Annotated in this window: 20 protein-coding genes and 2 pseudogenes; 12 read left to right on the top strand and 10 right to left on the bottom strand. The window is 64.8% G+C overall.

Annotation, left to right across the window (positions count from 1 at the left end):
* Positions 1 to 21 precede the first annotated feature (21 nt).
* The 3 genes from RAD15_RS30090 to murI form a co-directional block, all read right to left on the bottom strand.
* The gene (locus RAD15_RS30090) at positions 22 to 789 is read right to left on the bottom strand and encodes an acyltransferase (protein WP_458181869.1); all 768 of its coding nucleotides are present in this window, start codon (positions 787 to 789) and stop codon (positions 22 to 24) included.
* Between the two features lie 184 nt (positions 790 to 973).
* Positions 974 to 1,747 (bottom strand): HpcH/HpaI aldolase family protein, encoded by a 774-nt coding sequence (locus tag RAD15_RS30085; RefSeq protein ID WP_458181867.1) that lies wholly within the window; start codon positions 1,745 to 1,747, stop codon positions 974 to 976.
* 60 nt (positions 1,748 to 1,807) lie between these two features.
* Positions 1,808 to 2,605 carry a glutamate racemase gene (gene murI / locus RAD15_RS30080; RefSeq protein WP_458181866.1) on the bottom strand — a complete coding sequence of 266 codons (798 nt, stop codon included), beginning with the start codon at positions 2,603 to 2,605 and terminating at the stop codon, positions 1,808 to 1,810.
* Between the two features lie 176 nt (positions 2,606 to 2,781).
* Here murI and RAD15_RS30075 point away from each other — a divergent pair, with 176 nt between their 5' ends.
* Together RAD15_RS30075 and RAD15_RS30070 are read left to right on the top strand one after the other, a co-directional pair.
* Positions 2,782 to 3,330, top strand: coding sequence for a cytochrome b (locus RAD15_RS30075; RefSeq protein WP_458181864.1), 549 nt, complete (start codon positions 2,782 to 2,784; stop codon positions 3,328 to 3,330).
* Between the two features lie 231 nt (positions 3,331 to 3,561).
* The gene (locus tag RAD15_RS30070) at positions 3,562 to 4,203 is read left to right on the top strand and encodes a glutathione S-transferase family protein (RefSeq protein WP_458181863.1); all 642 of its coding nucleotides are present in this window, start codon (positions 3,562 to 3,564) and stop codon (positions 4,201 to 4,203) included.
* A 7-nt stretch (positions 4,204 to 4,210) separates the two neighbouring features.
* Here the strand turns inward: RAD15_RS30070 and RAD15_RS30065 are convergent, their stop codons facing one another.
* The gene (locus tag RAD15_RS30065; protein WP_458181861.1) at positions 4,211 to 5,017 is read right to left on the bottom strand and encodes a Crp/Fnr family transcriptional regulator; all 807 of its coding nucleotides are present in this window, start codon (positions 5,015 to 5,017) and stop codon (positions 4,211 to 4,213) included.
* Positions 5,018 to 5,279: 262 nt separating this feature from the next.
* On the bottom strand, positions 5,280 to 6,362 hold the full coding sequence (locus tag RAD15_RS30060) for a SecDF P1 head subdomain-containing protein (protein WP_458181860.1): 1,083 nt from the start codon (positions 6,360 to 6,362) through the stop codon (positions 5,280 to 5,282).
* Positions 6,363 to 6,606: 244 nt separating this feature from the next.
* Between RAD15_RS30060 and RAD15_RS30055 the strand changes: the two genes are divergently transcribed.
* The 4 genes from RAD15_RS30055 (at position 6,607) to RAD15_RS30040 (ending at position 13,848) form a co-directional block, all read left to right on the top strand.
* The gene (locus tag RAD15_RS30055) at positions 6,607 to 8,514 is read left to right on the top strand and encodes an acyl-CoA synthetase (protein ID WP_458181859.1); all 1,908 of its coding nucleotides are present in this window, start codon (positions 6,607 to 6,609) and stop codon (positions 8,512 to 8,514) included.
* Between the two features lie 103 nt (positions 8,515 to 8,617).
* Positions 8,618 to 9,943, top strand: coding sequence for an LVIVD repeat-containing protein (locus RAD15_RS30050; protein ID WP_458181858.1), 1,326 nt, complete (start codon positions 8,618 to 8,620; stop codon positions 9,941 to 9,943).
* Between the two features lie 261 nt (positions 9,944 to 10,204).
* A complete protein-coding gene (locus RAD15_RS30045) occupies positions 10,205 to 12,007 on the top strand; it encodes a caspase family protein (RefSeq protein ID WP_458182020.1) in 1,803 nt (600 codons plus the stop codon).
* Entirely contained in the window at positions 12,004 to 13,848 is a 1,845-nt protein-coding gene (locus tag RAD15_RS30040) for a caspase family protein (RefSeq protein ID WP_458181857.1), read from the top strand. Before RAD15_RS30045 ends, RAD15_RS30040 begins: the two co-directional genes overlap by 4 nt.
* 195 nt (positions 13,849 to 14,043) lie before the next feature.
* Here the strand turns inward: RAD15_RS30040 and RAD15_RS30035 are convergent, their stop codons facing one another.
* Positions 14,044 to 15,420: an ABC transporter substrate-binding protein gene (locus RAD15_RS30035; protein ID WP_458181855.1), complete on the bottom strand. Its 1,377-nt coding sequence runs from the start codon at positions 15,418 to 15,420 to the stop codon at positions 14,044 to 14,046.
* A gap of 131 nt (positions 15,421 to 15,551) precedes the next feature.
* Between RAD15_RS30035 and RAD15_RS30030 the strand changes: the two are divergent.
* Together RAD15_RS30030 and RAD15_RS30025 are read left to right on the top strand one after the other, a co-directional pair.
* Positions 15,552 to 16,151: pseudogene (locus RAD15_RS30030) on the top strand (CHASE3 domain-containing protein); the annotation flags it as partial.
* Between the two features lie 45 nt (positions 16,152 to 16,196).
* Positions 16,197 to 17,489 (top strand): annotated as a pseudogene (locus RAD15_RS30025) (sensor histidine kinase); the annotation flags it as partial.
* Positions 17,490 to 17,575: 86 nt separating this feature from the next.
* On the opposite strand, the gene RAD15_RS30020 reads toward RAD15_RS30025, so the two are convergent.
* On the bottom strand, positions 17,576 to 18,748 hold the full coding sequence (locus RAD15_RS30020; RefSeq protein ID WP_458181853.1) for a M20 aminoacylase family protein: 1,173 nt from the start codon (positions 18,746 to 18,748) through the stop codon (positions 17,576 to 17,578).
* A gap of 614 nt (positions 18,749 to 19,362) precedes the next feature.
* Here RAD15_RS30020 and RAD15_RS30015 point away from each other — a divergent pair.
* A complete protein-coding gene (locus RAD15_RS30015; protein ID WP_458181852.1) occupies positions 19,363 to 19,950 on the top strand; it encodes a TetR family transcriptional regulator in 588 nt (195 codons plus the stop codon).
* Between the two features lie 31 nt (positions 19,951 to 19,981).
* On the opposite strand, the gene RAD15_RS30010 is transcribed toward RAD15_RS30015, so the two are convergent.
* The 3 genes from RAD15_RS30010 to RAD15_RS30000 form a co-directional block, all read right to left on the bottom strand.
* The gene (locus RAD15_RS30010; RefSeq protein WP_458181850.1) at positions 19,982 to 20,287 is read right to left on the bottom strand and encodes a hypothetical protein; all 306 of its coding nucleotides are present in this window, start codon (positions 20,285 to 20,287) and stop codon (positions 19,982 to 19,984) included.
* A 111-nt stretch (positions 20,288 to 20,398) separates the two neighbouring features.
* Positions 20,399 to 21,049, bottom strand: a complete 651-nt coding sequence (locus tag RAD15_RS30005) for a response regulator (RefSeq protein WP_458181849.1) — start codon at positions 21,047 to 21,049, stop codon at positions 20,399 to 20,401.
* A gap of 7 nt (positions 21,050 to 21,056) precedes the next feature.
* Entirely contained in the window at positions 21,057 to 22,427 is a 1,371-nt protein-coding gene (locus tag RAD15_RS30000) for a histidine kinase (protein ID WP_458181847.1), read from the bottom strand.
* A gap of 214 nt (positions 22,428 to 22,641) precedes the next feature.
* On the opposite strand from RAD15_RS30000, the gene RAD15_RS29995 reads away from it, so the two are divergent.
* Genes RAD15_RS29995 through RAD15_RS29985 form a run of 3 tightly spaced genes read left to right on the top strand, consistent with a single transcriptional unit; the run spans position 22,642 to position 24,708 of the window.
* Complete coding sequence (locus RAD15_RS29995) at positions 22,642 to 23,427, top strand: MotA/TolQ/ExbB proton channel family protein (RefSeq protein WP_458181845.1); 786 nt, start codon at positions 22,642 to 22,644, stop codon at positions 23,425 to 23,427.
* Positions 23,424 to 24,110 carry a hypothetical protein gene (locus RAD15_RS29990; protein WP_458181843.1) on the top strand — a complete coding sequence of 229 codons (687 nt, stop codon included), beginning with the start codon at positions 23,424 to 23,426 and terminating at the stop codon, positions 24,108 to 24,110. Before RAD15_RS29995 ends, RAD15_RS29990 begins: the two co-directional genes overlap by 4 nt.
* On the top strand, positions 24,103 to 24,708 hold the full coding sequence (locus tag RAD15_RS29985) for a hypothetical protein (RefSeq protein ID WP_458181841.1): 606 nt from the start codon (positions 24,103 to 24,105) through the stop codon (positions 24,706 to 24,708). The genes RAD15_RS29990 and RAD15_RS29985 overlap by 8 nt, the downstream gene beginning before the upstream one ends.
* Positions 24,709 to 24,762: the final 54 nt, after the last annotated feature.

The raw sequence follows: 24,762 nt of genomic DNA, 5'->3' as shown, positions 1-24,762 counted from the left end.
TCAATGCGAATAGCTGCGAAATCAGGTCCTTACGGCCCGGATCGGCTTCGAGCCTGCCGCCCGCAATTCGGCAGCGATTTCAGTGTTCAGCACCTGTTCCAGCCGGGTCAGGACCCGGGCGATGGGGGCGGCGTCGGTGACCCGGTGGTCCCAACGGATCACGACGTGGATGGTCTGGTCGGGTTCCACCACCCCATAGCTGACGATGAAGGGGCCGGGCGTGATGGGATGGAGCTCGCCGCCGCCATAGGCGGCCACCGAGCTCACCGCAAAGCTGCCGAACCAGTTGCCCCGCTGCCGGCCGAAATTGAGCCCGATCGCCCAGGACAGGCGCCGGAGCGGCAGCGGCAGGCGGGTCGCCCGCATGATCTTGCGGAACATGGGGACGTCCTCGATCGGAGCCGTCTTGCCGCGCCGGATCTCCGCATCGACCGCGGCCAGCGAAAGGGCCTCCGGGGCTGCTATCCGCTGCGGCAGCACGCATTCCTCGCCGTCCTCGACCCGGGCAATGGCCACCGTCGCCACGCTCTTCGGCAGCTCGTAGAGCGTCGGCCGGGGCCATTTGGCGTAGACGGTGCGCAGCACCGGCTCGTCCGTGGCCACCAGGGCGAAAGCCTTGACGAATATCGCCGCCCAGCCGGCGGGCGCGATGGCGCCGGCGCGAGCCTCCAGCAGGGGGTGGATATTGAGTGAACGGGACAGCGAAACGAACGGCACGCCCATCGAGGCGTGCATGAGGTCGCAGATCAGGCGGCGCCGCAGCGAAATGGTCTTTGGCGTCCCGCGCATCGCTGTTTCAGTTCCCTTGGATTAAAATATGTGCAGCGAGCGGGGTTCCCGCTCAAGGCCCGGTCTAGCACGAACCAACCCGCTTGGGGCCGGTCGGTTCGCCGCATCAGGGCGTTGACACCACCAGCGACCTGATTCGAAGAAATATTTATTCTTTTCAATATCTTATATTGGATTCAATGACTCAGCGCCTGATCCCCTCGAACGCCGCCATGATGCCGCGCTGGAACAGCGACCAGTCGAAGCCGAGCGCGATGGCGCGGTAGCCGCGGTCGATCAGGGCGTTGGCCTGGTCGGCGGTACGGGCCACACCGCCGATCGGCACGCCGCTTCTGAGGATGCCGGCCTCGGCGCGCGCGACGAGCTCCAGCAGCTCCGGATCGTCCATCTGGCCGCGCTTGTTGATGGAGGTGGCGAGATCGCCGGGGCCGATCACCGCAACATCGATGCCCGGCGTCGCCATGATCTCGTCGATGCGATTGACCGCATCGACGTGCTCGATGGTGATCATGCAGATCATCTCGTCGTCGGCGCTGGCCATGTAGTCCGGCATCGATTGGCCCCAGCGGAACGGCGCGTGGAACGGCCCCCACAAACGGTCGCCGCGCGGCGGGTAGCGGACGCTGCGGACCGCCTTCTCTGCTTCGGCAGGCGTGGTGATCATCGGAAAGTTGATGCCGAAGGCACCGATGTCCATCGGCGCTTTCGCAAGCCACGGCTCGTTTGCCGCGATCCGCACCAGGGGCGTGCACGGCGTGCCTGTCGTCGCGGCGATCATCGCATGCGCTTCGGTGAGCCCGATCGGTCCATGCTCGAGATCGACGATGATCCAGTCGAGCGTGCGCGCCATGATCTGCACGGTCTGCACGCTCGGGATGGTCGCGATCGCGCCGAAGGCGGGGCGGCCCTCGCGCCACAACTGGCGGAGGCGGTTGAGCGGCGCAGTCGGGACTGACATGAGAAGACCTGCGGAAAAGTGACGACGGCGAAACCTAGCAGCGCGCCGTCGCTACGCAAGTCAGGCCAGCGCGCGGCCGCCGAAGAACGGCGTCAACATGGCCGAAAGGCCGTGTGCGCGGTTCGAGGTGAAGATCATCTCTGCGCCGGACTGCGCGAAGCTGCCGCGGCGCGCGCCGAGCAGATCCGAGACGCGGCGGGCGATCGCCGGTGCCGGGTCGATCCAGTCGACCGGCCAGGGCGCCAGCCGCTTCAGCCGGTCGAGCAGCAGCGGATAATGCGTGCAGGCGAGCACCACCGTATCGGTGCGCGCGGTGGCGTCCCCGGCATCGCCGACGAAGCAGGGGGCGAGTTCGGCCAGGATGTCGCCGTCGCTGACGGAAGCGCCATTGAGCTCGGCTTCAGCCAGCGAGGCGAGCTCGGGCGAGCCGACCAGGGTCACCTCACAGCCTTGCGCGAAATCGCGGATCAGCGCCTTCGTGTATTCGCGCTTCACCGTGCCCTTGGTGCCGAGCACCGAGACGCGACGGGTCTTCGACTGCGCGCAGGCCGGCTTGATCGCCGGCACCGTGCCGACGAAGGGCAGGGAATAGGCGGCGCGCAAGTGAGATAGGACCAGAGTGGACGCCGTGTTGCAGGCGACGACGGCGAGATCGGGATCATGGGCGCCGATCAATTCCCCCATCAGCGGCACGACGCGGGCGATGATCTGGTCCTCGCTGTGGTGGCCGTAGGGAAAGAAGGCGTCGTCGGCGACGTAGACGTAATGCGCGTCCGGGCGCGCGGCCACGACCTCGCGCAGGACCGTGAGGCCGCCAAGGCCGGAATCGAACACCAGGATCGTCGGAGAATTGGTCACGTCGCTACCTTAAGGGTGTCATGGTTACCATTCGGTTTTTGGGGCGGTTTTGCGGCGGGGCGGCCCCGGCCGGCATTTGGAGTGATTCAATTTCGCGATTGCCGCATCTTCCCGCTATCAGCAGCTATGCCTGCGCTGCGGACGGCGACATATCCGCAAAACTCCGGGGGACCGACATGATCAGAAACACCAGTCACGGCTGGGGCAGCGTTTCCCGGTGGCTGCACTGGATTTTGGCGCTGACCATCATCGGCATGATCGGCTTCGGCTGGTGGATGAACCACATACCGGCGCGTCCCGACCGCTTCTTCTACCGCTCGATCCACGCCGATATCGGTTATCTGATCCTGCTGCTCACGGTGCTGCGCCTGGTCTGGCGCGTGATCAATCCGACGCCGGCGCTGCCGGCCGACAGCCAGCCCTGGCAGAGGCTCGCCGCCCGCATCAGCCATGGCGCGCTGTATCTTGCCGTCGTCGTCGTCATCATGCTCGGTTGGGCGCATTCGGGTGCGCACACGCCTGATTATTCGGATGTCTTCGGCCTGTTTCACGTGCCGCAATTCACCTCTGCCGACCGCGAAGCCGCGCGCGCATACGAGGACCGCCACATCCTCTTTGCTTATGTGCTGCTCGCCCTGATCGCGGTTCACGTGGTCGCCGCCCTCTGGCACCACTTCATCCGCCGCGACCGCGTGGTGGCGCGGATGGTGGCGGACGAGAGGTAGGGTGTTCGGCTCTCTCGTGTCCCGGACGCGCTGCAACGCCTCTTAGCGTTGCTGCGCAGAGCCGGGACCCAAGCAAGGCTTGCTCTCGACTGTATGGGCCCCGGCTCTGCAGCGCATCGTCGAAGTGACGCTGCGCTGCGTCCGGGGCACGAGAGCGAGATGCGGCGCGCGTCACGACGGGTTAGGGTGCGCCGTCACGCCTGGTCCAACTCAAGGATCGCAGGAGGCGCCATGCTCACCGTCCACCACCTCGGCAAGTCGCAGTCCGAGCGGATCGTCTGGCTCTGCGAGGAGCTCGAACTTCCCTACGAGCTGAAACGCTACACACGCGACCCCGTCACCATGCTGGCGCCTAAAGACTACAAGGCGCTGCACCCGATCGGGGCGGCGCCCGTCATCACCGATGGCGATCTCGCGCTCGCCGAGTCCGGCGCCATCGTCGATTACATCATGGCCAGATACGGTAACGGCCGCCTCGTGCTCGGCCCTGACGATCCTGGTTTCGCACAGTTCCTGTACTGGTTTCACTTCGCCAACGGCACGTTGCAAGCCGGCATGGGCCGGCTGATGATCCTGAACCGACTCAAGCTCGCCGAGGACAACCCGATGCTGACCGCGACCAGGGGGCGCGTCGACCGCGCCTTCGATCTGGTCGACGCGCGCGTTCGTGATGCCAGATATCTCGCCGGCGACACCTTCACCACCGCCGACATCATGATGGGCTTCTCGCTCACCACGATGCGCTATTTCCAGCCCTATGATCTCCAGCGCTGTCCGAACGTGGTGAAGTATCTCGGCCGCATCGGTGCGCGTCCGGCCTACCGGCGCGCGATGGAGAAGGGCGATCCGGGCATGGCGCTGCTGCTCAGCTGAGCGGCGATCACGCGATTCTGTTCGTGGTGGGGGCCCGCGCGGTGGCCAGCTGCTTCTGCAGGCGATCGATGTTCTGCAGCAGGCGCTGGCTGGTCAGCACCAAGAAGTAGTACCCGAACTGCGGGTCCTGGAAATAGATCTCGAGCAGCCGGTCATAGGTGATCGTGAGCACCTGTCCGTCTTCGATGCATTCGATCGTCCCGGTGCGCCGGTTGTCCGGCGTCAGGAAGCCGAGCTCTCCCATCAGCGCACCCGGCAGGATCTCGACGTTGATCTCCTTGACCAGGAACTTGCCGGTGACCGTGAGGAGCATCTCCTTGGCTGGATCGCCCAGCTTGAAGAGCGTGTCGCCGCAGCGATATTTGCGCTCGGTCATAAACGGCTTGAGCCATTCGATCGACATGTCGCCTTCGGCGGCATGGCGCGCTTTCTTGACCAGCTTGAGCATCTGCCGCAGGCGCAGGGCGTTGATCGGAAGCAGCAGAAGATAGAGCAGGAACGTCGAGACGTTGGCGGACAGCGCGCCGAACACGGCGAAGAGCGCGCAGCCGATCATGTTCGCGACACGCAGGGGCACCATGGTCCGCATCAAGAGGGTGGCGACGAAGAAGCCGGCGCCGACCGCGGCGAACAGATTGGCCAGCGTGATGTTCTGGACGAAGATCTCGAGCATCCGATTGAAGATCGCGTCGTAGGTGACGTTGTTCGGATCGAGGCCCATCTGGACCAGGATTTTTGCGATCCTGAGGTTGTCGGTGGCCGCGTCGAGAATGCGGTCGAGGATCGAGGAAATGTCTGCACTGCCGGACGGCATGGTACTAACCCCGCGTAAGGTCTTCAGTCCTGCTCGGTATTCGTATAGCCGAATTCGAATGACGACCGCTTGAATGAAGCCTTCGGCCGTCATGTCGCAAGAGGCAAATTTTAGCCTGATCGGGCGTTTCGGCAATTGCCCGTTGGTTGCGCGTATGGCTTCGGCGCGCCCGTGATTCGGGGGCCGGGTACGGGCTTTGGCGTCGTGGACGGACCTGGGCGCCCCGGCGAGGTGTGGGGGCGATCTCCGCCTTAGGGCTTGCTTAGGGCTTGGCGGCGGGCTGGATCACCTGCTGTTCGAGCAGGTCAAGGTGCCCGGGCAGTGCCCCGGCGCGCAGCAACATGGCGACGCTGCTTGCTTCCTCCAGGGTGAAATTGCCTGATATCTGGCCGGAGCCCCCGGTGATGGGCTCGCGGATCACGGGGGCGGAGATCACCTTGTCGTCGAGCACGATGGCGAAGGGCTTTCCGATGTTCTCCTCGGTGATATGGGCAAAGCGCCGCGCGCCGCGTCCGTTGAAGCGGAACGAGGCGATCGGCTCGTTCGTGCTGCTTGCGAACCCCGGGCCTGCATAGCTGATGTCGTTGCCGTCGAGCGCGCTGTCCTTGGCAACGAGATAGGGGCGCTTGTCCTTGAAGCCGAGCAGGACTTCCGTGCCCGCGGGCGGTGTGCCGGACTGCGCCTGTTCCGCCGGCATCGAGATGTCGACCAGGCGGAAGCTGACCTTGACCTTCGTGGTGAAGATCGCGGTGACGCGCTCGGGCTCCATCATCCCCGGGACGAAGATGCGGATGCGGTCGGTGCCGTCCGGCTGGGCGCTGGCGAGCTTGATGCCGGCATCCTTGAGGCGCTGCTCGATCATGGCGATGGCGTCTTCCACCAGGTCGTGCAGCCGCGCCGCGGATGCGGCATCGGTCGGCGTCAGCCTGACCAGCCCGTCGCCGCCGTCGGTCACGGTGAGCGCATGCGCGGGCAAACCCTCCGCAGCGGCCGCGAGCTTGCGCTTCAGCTCGTCGCGGCCCTTGGCGTCCGCAACCTTCACCTCGACGGCACCGTCGCGGATCGCAAGGCCTGAGAAGGCGATCTTGCCCTCGCGCAGAGTCTTGTAGACGTCATCGCGGAGGTCCGTGACGGTACTCTCGCGCAAGCCATCGGCGTCCACTTTGTAAACGATGCGCGACCCACCCAGCTTCTCCATCTTGTCGCCGATGAAGGCCGCGATCTTGGCGCGCATCTTCTCGAGCTGGCTGTCCGCGGCGAGCGCTGTGTGGGGCAGGGTGACCGCCGACGCCATGGCGAGCGCGAGGATCAGCGTTGCAATGCGGTTCCGCAGGGGCGTGCTCATGATGACCTCAAGTCTTGCGGCAGGACGCTGGCGGTCGAATCTGATGCCAGTTCTTGGTCCCCGGATCGGGTTCGGAGGTTCAAATTCCGTTCGACCCGGGCCGTGTCGCCGCAGCCGCTGGGCAATGGACGAACGCCAAATCATCCCTCATTGTGTTCCCGCCCGGCCGGCCATCGGTCGGGTCTCGCCAAACCAAAATGTCAAAAGACAGGGGGCGGGGAAATCTGAGGGAGGACGGAATTCCATGGCGGGCATCCACGCGCTCGATCGGCTCATCGGCAATGACTATCCGGACCTGGCGACGGACGCGGAGGTCCGAGCCTTCGAGCAGGTCCCATACGCCGATCGCATCGCGGCCGAGAGCACCTATGACGCCATCAAGCTTGGTGCGGCGCGCAACCCGGACGGCCCCGCGATCCAGTTTCTGCAAAATGCTGATCCCGCCGACACGCCGCTGGTGATCACTTACCGCGATTTCATTGCGCGCGTCACGCAGGCCGCCAACATGTTTCACGCGCTCGGCGCGGAGAAGGGCGACGTCATCAGCTTCATGCTGCCGCTGATGCCCGACGCCTTCGTCACGCTGTTCGGCGCGGAGGCCGCCGGCATCGCCAATCCCGTCAATCCGCTGCTCGAGCCGCATCAGATCGCAGAGATCCTGGAGGCTGCGAACACGAAAATCCTGGTGGCGCTCGGACCGATGCCGGGCACCGACATCTGGCAGAAGGTCGAGCAGATCAGGCCGCAACTGAAGCACCTCAAGGCGATCGTGCAGGTGTTCGGCGGCGGCGATCCGGCGCAGGGAATCTTTGCCTTTGGCGACCTGATCAAACAGCAGCCGGCTGACCGGCTTGTCAGCGGGCGCAAGATTCCCGGCAGCGACATCGCGGCCTATTTCCACACCGGCGGCACCACCGGCACGCCGAAGCTGGTGCGGCACACCCATGCCAACCAGGTCTATCAGGCCTGGGCGCTCAATCTGCTGCTGAAGTCGAAGCCAGGTGCCAACATGCTGTTCGGCATGCCGCTGTTTCACGTCGGAGGATCGCTGACGCAGGTCCTGACGACGCTGTCCGCCGGCGGCTCGCTGGTCGTGCTGTCGCCGAGCGGTTGGCGCAATCCGAATGCGGTGAAGAACATCTGGCACCTGGTCGAGCGCTTCAAGCCCGAGGCGCTGTCGAGCGTGCCGACGGTTTTGGCCGCAACACTCGCGGTGCCATCAGGCAGCGCCGACATCTCCAGCCTCAAATATGCCGCCGGTGGTGGCTCGGCGATACCGGTCGCGGTCGGCTCGGCCATCCAGGACAAGCTGAAGCTACCGGTGGTCGAGGTCTACGGCATGACCGAGACCTCGAGCGTCCACACGCTCGCCTATACCTCGCGGCCGATCCGGCTCGGCTCGGTCGGTTTGCCGATGCCTTACGCGCGCGTGCGCATCGTGCAGCTCGATGCCGATGGCCGCCGGATCCGCGACTGCAAGCCGGACGAGATCGGCGTCGTCATCATGGCCGGGCCCGGCGTGTTCGGCGGCTATCTCAACGACGAGCACAACAAGGGCGCCTTCGTCGACGAGGTCTGGGTCAATTCCGGCGATCTCGGCCGGCTCGATGCCGACGGCTATCTCTGGATCACCGGCCGTGCCAAGGACCTCGTGATCCGCGGCGGCCACAACATCGATCCGGCTCCGATCGAGGAGATCATGTTCCGCCATCCCGCCGTCGGCTTCGCCGCGGTGGTCGGCCAGCCTGATGCCTATGCGGGCGAGCTGCCCGTCGGTTACGTGCAGCTGAAGCCCGGCGCGACCATCGAGCCGGGCGAGCTCGAGACCTGGGTGCGCGAGCGCACGCCGGAGCGCGCCGCCGTTCCGGTGCAGGTCATCCCGATCGATCCGATGCCGGTGACAGGCGTCGGCAAGGTGTTCAAGCCGCAGCTGCGCTGGGACGCCGCCGAGCGGGTGTTCAGCAAGGTGCTGTCGCCGCTCAGTGAGCGCGGCATCGACTGCAAGGTGAAGGTCGGCGCCCACGGCAGTCACGGCTCGATCGCCACCGTGACGCTTGCAGGTCTGCCGCCGGACCAGCGCGACGTCGTCGCCGGCGAGGTGCACGCGCTGCTCGCACCGTTCGTGATGCGGCACGAGGTGGTGCAAGGGTAGCTTACAAGGGAAACTTACAAGGGTAGCTTAGAGGGGCGACGCGAGGCTTGCACGCCTCGCCGCAAGCGCGCATCATCCACCCAAAAAACTTGGGGGGACATCGATGCTACAACTCTCTCGCCGTCGCCACCTTCAGCAATTGTCGGGTGCGTTCGGGGCCGCCGCGCTGTCAGCCTGGTCGAGACCGGCATCGGCTTCAGAGGCGGACATTCCGCCCGAGGGCATCGGCAAAGGCATCAAGCATATCTCCTACAGCGACATCGGCGGCCGGCCCGACAGCGTGCAGGTGATGTTCAACCGGCAGCACGTCTATGTCGGGCATATGTTCAGCGACGGCGTGACCATCCTTGATGCGTCCGATCCGCGTGCGCTGAAGCCGGTCAATTTCTTCACCGCGGGGCAATACACCCGCACCCACCATCTCCAGGTGGCGGAAGACATGATGCTGCTCGCGAACGGCGCCAACATCGTCGCGATGCAGTCTTACGACAACATGCGCGGCTATTTCGAGAACACGCTGGTCGACAGCATCACCAAGGCCAAGAAATTCCGCTCCGGGCTCTCGATCCACGACATCTCGAAACCGAACGAGATGCGCGAGATCGCGTTCCTCGAAATGCCCGGCTTCGGCATCAACCGGCTGTGGTGGCCGGGCGGCCGCTATGCCTATGTGTCGGCGCATTTCGACGGGTTCACCGACCACATCCTGTGCGTGGTCGATCTCAAGACCATCACGAAGCCGGAGATCGTCGCGAAATGGTGGCTGCCGGGCATGAACCGCGCGGCTGGTGAGCCGGCGACGCCGAAGGGCAAGCGCTTTGCGCTCCATCACATGATCACGGCGGGTGATCGCGGCTATGCCGCCTGGCGCGATGGCGGCTTCACCATTCACGACATCAGCGATCCCGCCAATCCAAAGCTGCTGTCGCACATCAACTGGTCGCCGCCCTTCGCCGGCGGCACGCATACGCCGCTGCCGCTGCCCAAGCGACAGCTCGCGATCGTCGCGGATGAAGCGAATGCGGACCAATGCGCCAAGGGTCTGTTCCACACATTCGTGCTTGACGTGCGCGCGCCGCAAAACCCGGTGCCGATCGCAACGCTGCCGACGCCGCGCGACCGCGATTTTTGCACGAACGGCACCTTCGGCCCGCATAATCTGCACGAGAACCGCCCAGGCGCGTTCCAGAGCGAGGAGACGATCTTCGCGACCTACAACAATGCCGGCGTCAGGGTGTTCGACATCAAGGACGCCTTTGCGCCGAAGGAGATCGCGTACTGGGTGCCGCCGACGCCGAAGAAGCTCATCGACCCTCGCCCGAACGTCGCGCTCGCCGCCAAGACCTGTGACGCCTATGTCCGGCCCGACGGGCTGATGTTCGTCTCCGACTGGAATGCCGGCATGCACGTGCTGCAATATCAGGGGTGAGTGGCACGCGATTTTCGTGAGCCGACGTGCTGGTGCAACCACAGGAGGTGAGACGACGTCAGGGCTTGGACCAGTCCTGGGCCCCGTCGGACCGAAGGGCGGCGCTCGTCGCATGATCAACGAGCGTCCCGGACACCTTGTGTGACAATAGTCACATAGGGGGGAATTGGCATTCTGCCATGCTCCGAATAGTCTCATGGAATTGCATCCGGGGGGACGCAAGTGATTCCGTTTCGGCTATTTGTTTTGGTGATTTTTGTGATGGGCCTTGCCTGCAGATCGGCGCATGCCGACCGGCGGGTCGCACTCGTCATCGGCAATTCCGCCTACAAGAGCGCGCCCAAGCTCGGCAATCCCGTGAACGATGCCACCCTGGTCGGCGGCATGTTCAAGAAAGCCGGCTTCGATTCAGTGGATGTCAGGCTGGATCTCAGCGCCAGCGAGATGCGGCGTATGCTGCGTGAGTTCGCCGGCAGGACGCGCGACGCGGACATGGCGGTGATCTATTACGCCGGCCACGGCATCGAGCTCGATGGAGCCAACTATCTCATTCCGACCGACGCCACGCTGGAGACGGATGGCGACGTTCTCGACGAGACCATTCCGGTCGAGCGAGCGCTGTTTGCGGTCGAGCCGGCCAAGCAGCTGCGCCTGATCATCCTGGACGCCTGCCGCGACAACCCGTTCGCCAAGTCGATGAAACGCACGCTGGCTTCACGCGCCGTCGGGCGCGGGCTCGCCAAGGTCGAGCCGACCAGCCCGAACACGATGATTGCTTTCGCGGCCAAGGCGGGATCGACGGCGTCCGACGGCGATGCCCGAAACAGCCCGTTCGCCACCGCGCTGGTTGAGCATCTGCCCAAGCCCGGCCTGGACCTGCGCAAGGCCTTCGGCTTCGTGCGCGACGACGTGCTCAAGAGCACGGGCTACAAGCAGGAGCCGTATGTCTATGGCTCGCTTGGCGGCGACGACGTGCCGTTGGTGGTCAAGCCGGCCGCGACCGGTCCGCAGGCCAACCCGCAGGAGGCCATTCGCAGGGATTACGAGCTCGCGCTCCAGCTTGCGACGCGCGACGGCTGGGAAGCGTTTCTGGCGCAATATCCCGACGGCTTCTACGCAAATCTTGCCAAGGGCCAGTTGAACAAGATCGGCGCCGAAGAGACGCGCGCTACGGCCGAACAAAAGGCGAAGGCGGCAGAGCAGGAAAAGACGAGGCTCATTGCCGAGCGCGCCCAGAAGGCCGAGCAGGAGAAGGCGGCAGCTGCGGCCAAGGCCGCCGAAGAGGCGCGCATCGCGGCGGAGAAGCAGAAGCAGATCGAGCAGGCGAGGGCCGACGCCGCCGAGCAGCAACGCAAGGTGGCCGAGGCTGCGGCCGCGAAAGCATTGGCCGAGAGGCAGACGGCGGAGAAGACCAAGGCGGAGCTTGCTGCGAAGCAGGCTGCCGAGAAAGCGGAGCAGGCCGCAAAGCCGGCGGCCGACCGGCAGATGCCCGAGGTCGAGAGCCAGAAAGTGGCCGCGCTCTCGCCCGGGCCGGCATCAACATTGTCCGCGGCTGATCTCGCCAAATCCGTGCAGAGCGAATTGCGCCGCGTCGGCTGCCTTGCGTCGGCTGCGGAGAGCGAGTGGACGTCGGCCGCACAACGTTCGATGACCTTGTTCAACAAATATGCCGGCGCCCAGTTCGACGTGAAGCTCGCAAGCGTCGACGCGCTCGAGGCGCTGAAGGCGAAACCGGGGCGGGTTTGCCCGCTCGTCTGCAATTTCGGTTTCAAGGCCGATGGCGACCAGTGCGTCAAGATCGCCTGCCGTGCCGGCTATCGCGTCGGTGACGACAACGAATGCGAGAAGATCCAGGAGAAAAAACCGGTCGCGACGCGGGAAGAGTCGAGGAAGCGGGATACTGACCGTAAACAAACGGAGGCAGCGCCATCCAAGCCGCAGGCATCTGGCCAGATATTCTGCAACTCCGCTGGCTGCCGTCCTGTCGGCAAGGGATGCAGAATAACCGCCACCGGTGATGCGAGCTCCGTGATGGCTGGCCGGACGAAGGAAGTCTGCGATTGAGCGCATATCGATTCATTGCATTTTTGATTTTTGCAACCTGGCTCGCTTTGGTGCCAGCGCAGGCCGAGAAGCGTGTCGCGCTCGTGATCGGCAATTCCGCCTACAAGAGCGCACCCAAACTTGGCAATCCCGTGAACGACGCGATCCTGATCGGCGGCATGTTCACGAAGGCCGGCTTCGACACGATCGACGTCAGGCAGGACTTGAACGCGCCGGAAATGCGCAAGGCACTGCGTGAGTTCGGCGCGCGGACGCGGGATGCCGATGTCGCAATTGTCTACTACGCAGGTCACGGCATCGAGGTGGACGGCACCAATTATCTGGTCCCGATCGATGCCGCGCTCGAGACCGACACCGACGTCTACGACGAGGCGTTGCCGATCGACCGCGTGCTGGTGAGCATCGAGCCTGCCAAGCAGCTTCGGCTCGTCATCCTCGATGCCTGCCGTGACAATCCCTTCGCCAAGACGATGAAGCGCACCGTGGCCTCGCGCGCGATCGGGCGCGGGCTTGCCAAGGTCGAGCCGACCAGCCCGAACACCATGATCGCGTTCGCGGCCAAGGCCGGCTCGACGGCGTCCGATGGCGACTCCCGCAACAGCCCGTTTGCGGTGGCGTTGAGCGACCATCTGCCGAAACCCGGGCTCGACCTGCGCAAGGCGTTCGGGTTCGTTCGAGACGATGTGCTGAGGAGCACCGCGAACAAGCAGGAACCCTTCGTATACGGCTCGCTGGGCGGCGATGACGTGCCGCTGGTGCCTGCCAAGCCGGTCGCAACGGGTCCGCAGGCAAATCCACAGTCAGAACTCAGGCGAGACTACGAACTTGCGCTCCAACTCGCTACCCGCGACGGCTGGGAGGCATTCCTGGCGCAATATCCCGAGGGCTTCTACGCGAACCTCGCCAAGGGGCAGTTGAACAAGATCGCTGCCGAAGAGACGCGCGCTGCGGCCGAACAAAAGGCCAAGTCGGCCGAGCAGGAAAAGACGAGGCTCATTGCCGAGCGCGCCCAGAAGGCCGAGCAGGAGAAGGCGGCAGCTGCGGCCAAGGCCGCCGAGGAGGCGCGCATCGCGGCGGAGAAGCAGAAGCAGGTCGAGCAAGCGAAGGCCGAAGCGGCCGAGCGCGAGCGCAAGATCGCCGAGGCCGCGGCTGCGAAAGCGCTGGCAGAGAAGCAGGCGGCAGAGAAGGCCAAGGCCGAGGTTGCCGCGAGGCAAGCTGCCCAGAGAGCGGAGCAGGCCGCAAAGCCGGCGGCCGACCGACAGATGCCTGAGGTCGAGAACCAAAAAGTCGCCGCGCTCTCGCCTGCGCCGGCTCCTGCTTTATCAGCCACCGAACTGGCCAAGTCCGTGCAGAGCGAATTGCGCCGTGTCGGCTGCCTGTCCGGCGGCGCCGACGGCGACTGGAACGCGACATCGCAGCGTTCGCTGACGCTGTTCAACAAATATGCCGGCACGAACTTTGACGTAGGACTGGCGAGTGGCGATGCGCTCGACGCATTGAGGGCGAAGCCGGGGCGCGTCTGCCCCCTCATCTGCAATCACGGGTTTCGAGCCGACGGCGATCAATGCACCAAGATCACCTGCCGTGCCGGCTACCGCGTCAGCGACGACAATGAATGCGAGAAGGTCCAGGAGAAGAAGCCGGTCGCGACACGCGAGGATTCGCGGAGGCGGGATACCGATCGAAAACAAACGGAGGCCGCGCCAGCAGCGCCGCAGGCATCGGGACAGATGATCTGCAACAACGCCGGATGCAGGCCGATCGCCAAGGGGTGCCGGCTCGGAACAGCCAGTCATCCTTCCAATCCCGCCTACAAATTACCCGCTGAAATCTGCAACTGATCGGTAGGTGGGCGAGCGAGACTATCTTTCGATGCAGCAACTGATCTGACCAAGCACCGTAGCCCGGACGAGCGCAGCGATATCCGGGACCTTGCTGCAATCCGGGGAGAGTTGTACCGGGTGTCGCTTCCGCCTTCGCTCCTTGAGCTACGGCGGACAGGTCGCTCACCCGGCTACAAGCGCGGCGCCTCGCGGCTATCCACGGATCGCCGCATTGGCTCTTTCGGCTGCGCCCGTCATCGCATCCTTCGCCGATTTCGCACCGTTGACCACTTCATTGACGCCGATCATGAAGGCGTCCAGGATCGGTCTCGATTGCGGATGAAAAAGGATCGCCTTGGCGCGGTCGACATCGGCATTCTGCAAATTGGTCAGCGCCGCCTCGGCGGCTTGCGAGCCGAACGCCTTCTTGAAGCCCTCGCTCGACCAGGCCGACACGCGTGTCGTCGCCAGCCCCGCCGCAGCAGTCCGCAGCGAGGTCGCCTTGCTCGTCGCCCAGAGCAGGAACAGGAAGGCCGCCCGCTTGTTTCGAGATCTGGAATTGATGCACGCCTGCCAGTGCGACATGAAGGGGACGGGGCCGCGACCGGCGAGATGTGGGAAGGTTGCAAACCCGGCCTGCTTGGCGACGCGGCTTTTCGCTGGATTGGAGATATCGGTCGCGAAGTTGCTACTGTCGATTGCCATGGCCGTCCGCCCCTGCAGGAAGTCGTCCAGCACATGGTACCATTCATAGCTGCCGACGCCGGCAGGTCCTGCTTCACTGAGCAGCCGTCCGTACATCTCGACGGCCGCGATCGCCTCCGGGCTCGCGAAAACGACCTTGTTGTGCTCGACCATGGCCCCACCATAGGAGAACACGAAGCCCATGGCTGGTGGCGAGGAATTGCCGCCAGCCTGGGCGCGCATGGTGATCCCGGACATCGCATTGGATTTGACCGCCCTGGCGGTAACAAGCAGGTCTTCGAACGTCTGGGGAATCGGGTGGTCCTTGGCTGCCAGCGCATCCCCGTTGATGAACAGGGTCATCGCCTCCGAGGTAATCGGAACGGCGTACCGTTCGCCGTCCGACCACAGCGGGAAGGCTCGGGCCGTCTTGAGCAGGTCGCTCTCGTCATACCAGGCCGGGTCGGTCAGCGACCTGTTGGAATAATAGCCGTTCAAGGGCTCCAGCCATCCGTTCGAGATGCCCTGGCCATAGGTCGTGAACATGAAGACGTCGGGCGTACTGCTGCCGCGGGCGAGCCTGATCGGCAGCGCGCCGAGGTAGGTGGTTTCCAGTTGGAAATCGATGGTGACGTTGATGCCGGTGAGTATGGTGAACTCCGGCAACAGCGGCGCGATCGCATTCGACCATGGATGGATCGCGCCCGAAAGCGCGATCGTCTGTCCCGCAAATTGCTTCCAGTCGATCGCGGCGTTGGCGTGGATCGCGGCGGCATCCTGGGCAAAACCCAACCGCGGCAGCACGCCAAGGGCCGGTAGCAACGCCCCCGCCGCGCTCAATCCCTTGACGAAACTGCGCCGGCTGGCCGGCGTTTGACGGTTCAGCGAGTTTTCACCCTGCGTCATGCCAATGCTCCTTCACCAAGGCAGTCATTCACGACACGTGAGCGGGGCCGCACGCTGCGACATTGTGGCCCTCGCCAGCCGAGTTACGGGAGCCGAAGCCGATGTAACCTTAGTCGGGTTTCCGGCTCACCATGCGGGCCTATCCATGCTATCATTCTAGCAATGCTCTGGCCTTGGCACCAGAAGACGCACCGTCACGCGAGCATGATGCTAGGCAAATGTCAGCCCCTGCTCCGGCCCTGTCTTTGCGGTGGTTTGCGCGTCCGCTGATCCTTGCGGTCGCAGTGCTTGTGAGCCTGTTTGTCGCGTCCAGCTTCCTCGGCCTGCAATATTGGCAGGAACGGCAAGCAGCTCATCACTTCATCGAGCACAGCCGCCAGGTCCTCGAAACGCTCGATCGGCTGCGGGCGATCGTTGCGGAGCTGGAGACCGAAAGGCGCGGGTATCTGATGACCCTCGACCCCGCCTATCTCAAGGCCTACGGCGTCTCCGACGAAAGTGTACGACGGGAGGCGCAGGCGCTGCAGATCTCGGTCGCGGACGATCCGTTGCAGGGCCTGCGGGCCGAACATCTGGCACTGACCGTTGCAGCAACGCTGCGCGAGATCGACGAACTGCTGAAGACGGCCGGCACGTCCGGGCTGGCGGCGCTGGCGATGATCCGCAGCATGGATGAGATCCGCTCGCAGATCGACCAGATGGTGGATCACGAGCGCTTTCGGCTGGCCGACCGGGAGGCGCGCGCCGAAGCATTCGAGCAACGCTGGACCCGGCTGATCGCCGGCGCCGTTGCCCTCGTCGTTGCGCTGGCCGGAGCGGCGCTGGCGCTCGCGCGGATCGAAACGAAACGGCGGAGACAGGCGACGGAGGAGAACGTCAAGCTCCAAAGTGATCTTGCAGCGCGAGACATCAAGATCCGGCGTCTGTTCGATGCCAACATCATCGGTATCATCATCTGGGAAGTCGAGGGGCGCATTCTCGAGGCCAATGATGCATTCCTGCGCATCGTGGGATACGACCGGGAGGACCTCGTCTCAGGACGCCTGCATCGCACGGACCTCACGCCACCGGAATGGCGCGACCGCGACGCACATACCGTGGCGGAATTGAAGGGGCGCGGGACCGCCCATCCGTTCGAGAAGGAATATGTGCGGAAGGATGGAAGCCGTGTGCCCGTTCTGATCGGCGGGACCATGTTTGGAGAAGCCACAAATCAAGGGGTCGGCTTTGTTCTTGATCTGACGGCTCTCAAGCGGGCGGAAGCCGAAGCTCGCGAACACGAGCGGCGCTACCGTGAAGCCCTGATGGAGCTGGCGCACGCCAATCGCGTCACCACGATGGGGCAACTCACCGCTTCGATTGCCCATGAAGTCAACCAGCCGATCGCCGCGATCGTGGCGAACGCCGAGGCCGGGCTGAATTGGCTGGAGGCCCAACCGCCAAATCTGGAGCGGGTTCGACAGAGTTTCGGTTGGATCACCGGTGACGGCATGCGAGCCGGCGACATTATCGGCCGGATCCGGGCGCTTATCAGGAAGGCGCCCCCGCAAAAGGAGGACATGGAGATCAACCAGGCGGTGCTTGAGGTCATCGCGCTGACCCGGAGCGAAGCGCTCAAGAACGGCGTCTCGGTGCAAACGCAATTTGCCGAAGGCTTGCCGTCCATTCAGGCAGATCGGGTTCAACTTCAGCAAGTGTTGCTCAACCTGATCGTCAACGCGGTCGAGGCGATGGCCGCTGTCGGCGAGGGGAAACGCGAGTTGCTGATCAGCACCGGCAGGGATACATCGAACGGCGTGCACGTCACCGTGCGGGACTCCGGTCCGGGGCTGGATCCAGAGAATGTGGAGTGCCTGTTCGACGCCTTCTACACCACCAAGCCGACAGGCATGGGGATGGGCCTCGCCATCTGCCGCTCGATCATCGAGGCGCATGGCGGGCGGATGTGGGCCGGCGCAAACGAGCCTCGGGGCGCCGTCTTCCAGTTCACCCTGCCTCTCGCGCTAGACGAGACCGCGTCTCGCCTGTTGCGGGCGGGTGAGCCAACGGGGCATCGCTCCGGGGCCTGATGACGGGTTTTCGCGTAAGCAATCCTTCTGCAGGAATGTAGTCCCGGGTGTCGTCCACCCGGGCTACGGCAGCAGCGAATGCAGCTCTAACCCGCCGGCATCCGCGTCTCGACAAGGCGCGCCCAGAACGAGGCGCCGTGGCCGAGGATGTTGTCGTTGAACACGTAGGCCGGGTGGTGACACTCGTTGCCGTCGCCCATGCCGACCAGCACCATCGCACCGGGACGCGCTTCCAGCATGAAGGAGAAATCCTCGGCGCCCATCATCGGAATGAACTTGTCGTTGACGCGCTCGGTGCCGACGATATCGCGGGCGACGTCGGCGGCAAGGCCGGCCTCGCGGGCGTGGTTCATCGTCACCGGGTACATCCGCGTGTATTTCGTCTCGGCCGAGCCGCCATAGGCGCGGGCGATGCTGTCGGCGACTTCGCCGATGCGGCGCTCGACGAGATCGCGGACCTCAGGATCGAGCGTGCGCACGGTGCCGCCGAGCTCGGCGACTTCCGGGATGATGTTGAAGGCCGTGCCGGAGTGGAATTGGGTGATCGAGATGACCGCCGACTTCAGCGGATCGACGTTGCGCGCGACGATCGATTGCAGCGCGTTGACGATCTGCGAGCCGATCAGCACGCTGTCGACCGACTTATGCGGACCCGCGCCGGCGTGGCCGCCCTTGCCGTAGACGGTGATCTGGATGTTGTCGGAGGAGGCGAGCATCGCGCCGGGTGTCGTCGCGAAATGGCCTTCGGGCAGGCCGGGCATGTTGTGCATGCCGTAGACCTCCTGGATGTTCCAGCGCGTCATCAGCCCGTCCTCGACCATGGCCTTGCCGCCGCCGCCGCCTTCCTCGGCCGGCTGGAAGATCAGAATCGCGGTGCCGTCGAAATTGCGCGTCTCGGCGAGATATTTGGCGGCGCCCAGCAGCATCGCGGTGTGGCCGTCGTGGCCGCAGGCGTGCATCTTGCCGGGGACCTTGGAGGCGTAAGGCACGCCCGAGGTTTCCATGATCGGCAGCGCGTCCATGTCGGCGCGCAGGCCAATGGTCTTGCCGGAGGCGGATTTGCGGCCGCGGATCACGCCGACCACACCGGTGCGGCCGATTCCCGTCACCACCTCGTCGCAACCGAACTCGCGCAAGCGGTCGGCGACGATGCCGGCGGTGCGGTGGACTTCGTAGAGCAATTCCGGGTTCTCGTGAAAGTCATGGCGCCAGGCGGCCATTTCGTCGGAGAGGGCGGCGACGCGGTTGACGATGGGCATGAGGTGAGGGTCCGTTTCTTGTTCGTAGGGTGGAGGAATCTAGCGTAACCCGAATGCACGAGGCCGCCGAGGGGCTTCTGCATATTGGTGCGATCGACCAGCAATCTGCCGATCGGGCTGGCAAGGGCGCACCAGCGTTACGGTAGCGGCAGGTCGCTGATTTCGCAGAGCGGAATTACGGGCCGGGAGATCGGGAGTGCTGGCCACCGGGGTGGCGGGAGGGGCGCCTACAGAAATTAACTGTCAATCACGGATCATTGACTGACAGATATTGAAATCTGTCAGCGAGACGTGTATATCCGTTCCCGGACGCTCCGATTGGGCGTCCCGCGGCACCCCCCGTAAAGCCCCGACATCCGAAACAAGCCCGGATCGAGGGACGAATTGAAGAAGTGGGGACCGTGGACGAATGGAGACTTAGAACAATGACGACCGAAATCATCAATCTCACCGGCACGATTGGGCATTGGCTCAATTTGCTGGTGGCGCGCCAGATCGCGGCGCAGGCTGCAAAACTGCCTCATTAAGGCGAGAGCTTTCCGAAACGACCGGCTACGGCGCTTCGGAGATAGCGTCATCGCCGGGTGAACCCTGAACGGGAACAAGGTGCTGGCATGAATGAAGCCGTTGTCTTGACGCCGGAGCGGATCCTCGAAGTCACCGAGGACGTTCTGCGGCGCTACGGACTTGCCAAGGCCACCGTGGTTGACGTTGCCCGTGCGCTCGATGTGAGCCACGGCAGCGTCTATCGCCATTTCCCGAGCAAGGCCTCGCTGCGCGAGGCCGTTGCCAAACGTTGGTTGGACCGCATCGACGCGCCGTTGCGGGCGATCGCGGAGGAGCAGGGCCCGGCGCCTGACAGGCTCGACCGCTGGCTGCGCACGCTGTTTGCCGCCAAGCGTTCGCGCGTGCTCGACGACCCCGAGATGTTCCAGACCTATCTGACGCTGGCACGCGAGGCCTGCGCGGCCGTCAAGTGTCACAAGGACACCATGATCGACCAGATCGCGGCGATCCTGACCGACGGCGTGAAGCAGGGCGTGTTCGACGTCGCCGACACCAAGACCATGGCGCGCGCGATCTTCGATGCGACCGTCCGTTTCCACCATCCGGCCCATGCCGACGAGTGGAAGGACGCCGACCTGCCTGCGCGCGTCGATGCGACGCTCGCGCTGCTGCTGCGCGGGTTGAAGGCGGAATAGGCCGCCGCGGTACCTGTCTAAAGCGCGCTGATCAACCTCTCGCCTTGTCAAGAACGGCGCCATTGTGAGCCGGTGGCAAGGCGGTTGAGCGTCTGTGCGCGTGGAAGGCCGGGTTGGACGATGGCACGACCGGCGGACTTTGCGGGTATGCGTTGACCGCGATTTCCACGGCGTCCTTTGATCGCTTGCGCAGGCGGTAGAAAGTCAGCTCCTGATCGAGCATGGGGCAGCGGAAGTGGACGACGGCTGTGTCCGGGAGGCGGCAAAGTTCGTCGATGAGATCGCCTACAGTGATGATCGGGGAATGGGCGTCTACGTTGTGATGACCCTTACTCATGACGTTCTACTCCTTCACTCCTCTACCAACTGGAACTGGACGGTTTCCGTTCCAATCCGCGCTTCAGATTGAAGAGCTCAAAGTCGCTCAGCGAATGCGGCAGTGCTGCTGCTAAATCTTCGTCAGCCCACACGTCGCCGCAAGCCGAACCAGCTGCGCATCCGTGCGCGCGCCGGTCTTGGTCTTGATCAGGTAGTGATAGTTCTGCACTGTCTTCACACTGAGATTGAGATGCGTCGCGATCTGTTCGGTGGTTGCGCCGCCGGCGAACTGGCGCAGGATCTCGATCTCGCGCTCTCCCAGTTGATCCAGCACTGAGCCCGCCGACAGGCTGTCCTCGGCCAAGATATGCGCGATGTCGTCGCTCATGGCGCGCTCGCCGCGCGCGACGCTGCGGATCGCGGTCACGACCGCGGGCGGCTCGCTGCTCTTGGTGACGAAGCCGCTGGCGCCGGCGCTGAAAGCGGCTTTTACCAGCACGGCCTCGTTGTGCATGGTGAAGACGAGGATGCGGGCCCGCGGGCTGCGCGCGCGGATGTTGCGGATCGCTTCCAGCCCGCTCGCGCCGGGCATCGAGATATCGAGCACGACGACGTCGGGGTCATGTGCCTTGAAGGCGCCGTAGGCATCTGCGGCATTGTCGGCTTCCGCCACGACATGGAGATCGCCCTGGCTCTCCAGCACGCGCCGGTAGCCTTGCCGCACGATCGGATGATCGTCGACCAGCAGCACGGAGATGCCTGTTGCCGCAACCTCGCTCATCGCGGCCTCATGCGGCGAGCGGGATGGTGGCGGCGACGCTGAGGCCGCGCGTGGCGGGCAGGATCGACAGCGATCCGCCGGCCGCCGCCACGCGCTCGCGGATGCCGGTGAGGCCGAAGCCGGCCGACTGCGCCACGCGCGCGGCATCGCCGCCGCCGTCGTCCTCGACGCGGATCAGCAGCGCGTCGTCCTCGCCAACGCGCCGCTCGACCCGCAACGAGATCTCGCGCGCCGCGCTGTGGCGGAGCGCGTTGGTCAGGCATTCCTGGGCGACGCGATAGGCGGTGGTGGCGGCCGGCCCGCTGATGTCGGCGAGATCACCCCTGAGATCGAGCTGGATCGTCGGCCGCGCCGCACTCTGCGAACGCCAGCTGTCGACGAGATTGACGAGGCTCGCCTCGAGCCCGAGCTCATCAGGAAGGGGATTGCGCAGCCGCTTCAGTGCATCGCGCAGCGAGGCCATCAGGTGATGGGTGGCCTGCGAGATCATGCGGGCGTCCTGCGTGATGGCGTCGTCGGTGTTTCCCTTGGTGCTCGCGGTCTCGATGGTGTTGGCGAAGGCGAGAATCGCGGAGAGATTTTGCCCGAACTCGTCGTGCAGCTCGCGGGCGAGCGCGCGGCGTTCGTCGTCGCGGATCTCCAGCAGGCGCCGCGTCAGCGCCGCGCGCTGTTCGGTGGCTTCCTCCAGCCGCCCGCCGAGCTCGCCGACGGCGCTGCCGATCATCGCCAGCTCCATCGAGCGGAAGCGCGGCAGTCTGGTGCGATACTGGCCGCGCGCCATGCGCTGGAGCGCGGTGACGATCGCACGCGCCGGCGCCAACGCATGCGCGATCGCGAGCGAGGCGAGCAGCGCGATCGCCGTCGCCATCAAAAGCGCGACGTCGATCACGTTGAGGATGTATTCCCAGGCGAGCGAGATCGCGGCGGCGGCATCGGGCGTCGCAACCACCGTGCCGGCGGCCACGGCACGGGGACTGACGGGCCGCACCACCTCGGCATGGCTGCCGAGGAAGGTGGGCACGATGGCGGCGAACCAGCGCGGCGGCGCCTTGCCCAGTCCCTCGCTCTGGCCGCAGAGCGGCTTTTCGAATGCCGCGGCAGGCTGGAACTCGACGCAGACGCCGGGCGAGATCAGCTTCATCGTCTCCAGCGAGCGCCAGTCCGGAACCGGCAGCAGATGCTCCCGCGCTCTGCTGCTGCGCAACAAAAGCTCGCGCCAATACAGCGCCTGAAGTGCCTGCGCGACCCGCTGCGCGGAGGCCGCAGTCGCCCGGTCGACGCTACGATAGGCGTCGAACGTGGCCCACACGGTCGCAGCCCCCAGGCAAAGCACGACGATGAGGAGCAGACGAGCGACAAGCTGAAGCACGAGGCGCATGCGATCATCCCCGACGTTTGGTAAGCTCAGCCTAACAACGCCGCCGCGCCTTGCCAATTGCGGGGTGCGGCAGGATTGCAGCTCGGGCAAATTTCCCAAGCCGGATTGGGCATGGCTCTTTGGACCGGGCGCGGCGGCTTTGATCTAATCGGTGGGGGAATCGTTGCAGGCCGGTCCCTGCAAGCCAGTCCCTGCAATCCAGGAGCGGTGCAGCATGAGTTCGATGACGATTGGACCGATCGCGGGCACCGCGACCGACCCATCCGAGCGCAGCGCGCTCCTGTTCTGGATGATCTTCACCGGGCTTTCGGTCTTCGCCGTCGTGCTGCTGTGGCGCTTCGGCCTGATCCGTCTGATGCTGGCCTCGGACCGGACCTACATTTCCAGCGTGATCGCGCTGCTCTATGTCCTGACCTGCGGTCACTGCTTCCTGCGTACGCGGGCGATCGCGCGGGAAGGGGCCGCGGCGCGGCGCTGTCGCGAGGCGCTCGCGGCGCCTGACGGCACCAAGGCGCTCGACGCGAGCGCAACATCGCTGCCGCGGGGGCTGGTGCGCGACCACATCGAGAGCCTCGTCACCAAGGCAGCGACGCAGGACTATCGTCCGGTCGACCAGACGCTGCTGCTGCGGACGCTGGCCGACCGGCTGCGCGGCTCCAACGGGTTCGGCGCCTTCGTCTCGGACACGCTGATGAAGCTCGGCCTGCTCGGCACCATCATCGGCTTCATCATCATGCTGGCGCCGATCGCGGGGCTGGATGCCGCCGACAAGGTCGCGATGCGCTCCTCGATGGGGCTGATGAGCGACGGCATGGCGGTCGCAATGTACACGACGCTGGCGGGCCTCGTCGGCTCGATCCTGGTCCGCATCCAGTATTACATGCTGGACGCCGCGACCCAGCGGGTGTTCTCGGATGCGGTGGTGCTGACCGAGACCTATGTGACGCCGGTGCTGGAGCGCAAGGGTTCTGGAATCAAGCGTTCCGGAACGCCGTCATGATGGATGATTTCGGTCTCTATCCACGCGAGGAGCCGTTCGATCCTTTGGGCGTGATGCTGTTCAAGGCGCTCCAGGTGATCGCGTTCCTGTTCTTTCTGGCGCTGCTCGCGGTCTCCCCGGACGCCAAGGAGGGCAAGATCGACTCCAAGGCCGAGTTCATGATCACGCTGGACTGGCCGGACAGTCATCCCGACGATCTCGACCTGTTCGTGCAGGATCCCGCCGGCAACATTGCCTGGTATCGCCACCGCGAGGCCGGCTTCCTCACCCTCGATCGCGACGACCGCGGTGGGGCCAACGACTTCATCATGGTCAACGGCAAGAAGATCGCTTCGCCCATCCGCGAGGAGATCGTCACGGTGCGCGGCATCGTCGCCGGCGAATACACCGTCAATGTCTCGCATTTCCAGGCAACGACGGGCGAGCCGGTCCAGGCCAATGTGAAGGTGCAGAAGCTCAATCCGACCGCGCAGGTGGTCTTCGACAACAAGCTCATGCTCGACCACACCGGCGACGAGAAGACCGCGGTGCGGTTCCGGCTCGATACCGAGGGCAAGGTGATCAATGTGGACCAGCGGCCGAAATCGCTGCTGGAGACGTTTCGCAGCAGTTGGCGCAACGGCGGCGATCTCGATCCCAAGACCGGTGTGAGCAAGAACACTGCGAGGGTGCGCCGTGATTAGCCTGCAAACGGTCATCCTGACGCTGTCGGTCGCCTACGCCGTCATCGGCGCGCTGCTGCTGGTCGTGCTGGTCTATGCGCGGCTGCATTGGTCGCTGAAGGCGGTCGCGGTGGTCGTGACCAGCGCTTTCTACGTTATCAGCTTCACGGAAATGCGCGGACTGCTCGGCTGGGCCAGCGCCGACCGGCTGCCGGCCTCCTTCAAGTTGCTCCAGGCCCGCATCGTCGAGCCGCATTCGCTGGAGGGCGATCCCGGCTCGATCTATCTCTGGGTCGAGCAGCTGGATGAAGACAATCGCCCGAGCGGCATCCCACGGGCCTTCCGCGTGCCCTACGACGACAGGCTGGCCGACAAGACCCATGCGGCGCAGAACGAGATCGCGTTGGGGCATCCGCAGGGCGGGCGCGCGGCCGATTTCGGCGGCGGCGATGGCAGTCTCATCGACATGGTCCGGGAATATGTGACCCCCAAGACCATTTTGGAGACCAGCGGCGGCGATTCCTCGACCGGCGAATTCAACGCCCCGCCGGCCGGTGCGCAAGGCGCCGTGTTCACACCGATCCCGCCGCCCCGGATGCCGCCGAAGGACGAGCAATAGGCTCTTCACCATCGCCGCAGTGGCCTGCTGGTCAACGGCGCTGCGCTGGCGCAT

The sequence above is a fragment of the Bradyrhizobium sp. 14AA genome, from assembly GCF_054185205.1.
This window is presented reverse-complemented; position numbering and strand designations above follow the sequence as displayed.

Coding starts and splice junctions, on each gene's coding strand:
- RAD15_RS30090 (WP_458181869.1), bottom strand. CDS start 789: ATGCGCGGGACGCCAAAGACCATTTCGCTGCGGCGCCGCCTGATCTGC.
- RAD15_RS30085 (WP_458181867.1), bottom strand. CDS start 1,747: ATGTCAGTCCCGACTGCGCCGCTCAACCGCCTCCGCCAGTTGTGGCGC.
- RAD15_RS30075 (WP_458181864.1), top strand. CDS start 2,782: ATGATCAGAAACACCAGTCACGGCTGGGGCAGCGTTTCCCGGTGGCTG.
- RAD15_RS30070 (WP_458181863.1), top strand. CDS start 3,562: ATGCTCACCGTCCACCACCTCGGCAAGTCGCAGTCCGAGCGGATCGTC.
- RAD15_RS30065 (WP_458181861.1), bottom strand. CDS start 5,017: ATGCCGTCCGGCAGTGCAGACATTTCCTCGATCCTCGACCGCATTCTC.
- RAD15_RS30060 (WP_458181860.1), bottom strand. CDS start 6,362: ATGAGCACGCCCCTGCGGAACCGCATTGCAACGCTGATCCTCGCGCTC.
- RAD15_RS30055 (WP_458181859.1), top strand. CDS start 6,607: ATGGCGGGCATCCACGCGCTCGATCGGCTCATCGGCAATGACTATCCG.
- RAD15_RS30050 (WP_458181858.1), top strand. CDS start 8,618: ATGCTACAACTCTCTCGCCGTCGCCACCTTCAGCAATTGTCGGGTGCG.
- RAD15_RS30045 (WP_458182020.1), top strand. CDS start 10,205: ATGGGCCTTGCCTGCAGATCGGCGCATGCCGACCGGCGGGTCGCACTC.
- RAD15_RS30035 (WP_458181855.1), bottom strand. CDS start 15,420: ATGACGCAGGGTGAAAACTCGCTGAACCGTCAAACGCCGGCCAGCCGG.
- RAD15_RS30020 (WP_458181853.1), bottom strand. CDS start 18,748: ATGCCCATCGTCAACCGCGTCGCCGCCCTCTCCGACGAAATGGCCGCC.
- RAD15_RS30015 (WP_458181852.1), top strand. CDS start 19,363: ATGAATGAAGCCGTTGTCTTGACGCCGGAGCGGATCCTCGAAGTCACC.
- RAD15_RS30010 (WP_458181850.1), bottom strand. CDS start 20,287: ATGAGTAAGGGTCATCACAACGTAGACGCCCATTCCCCGATCATCACT.
- RAD15_RS30005 (WP_458181849.1), bottom strand. CDS start 21,049: ATGAGCGAGGTTGCGGCAACAGGCATCTCCGTGCTGCTGGTCGACGAT.
- RAD15_RS30000 (WP_458181847.1), bottom strand. CDS start 22,427: ATGCGCCTCGTGCTTCAGCTTGTCGCTCGTCTGCTCCTCATCGTCGTG.
- RAD15_RS29995 (WP_458181845.1), top strand. CDS start 22,642: ATGAGTTCGATGACGATTGGACCGATCGCGGGCACCGCGACCGACCCA.
- RAD15_RS29990 (WP_458181843.1), top strand. CDS start 23,424: ATGATGGATGATTTCGGTCTCTATCCACGCGAGGAGCCGTTCGATCCT.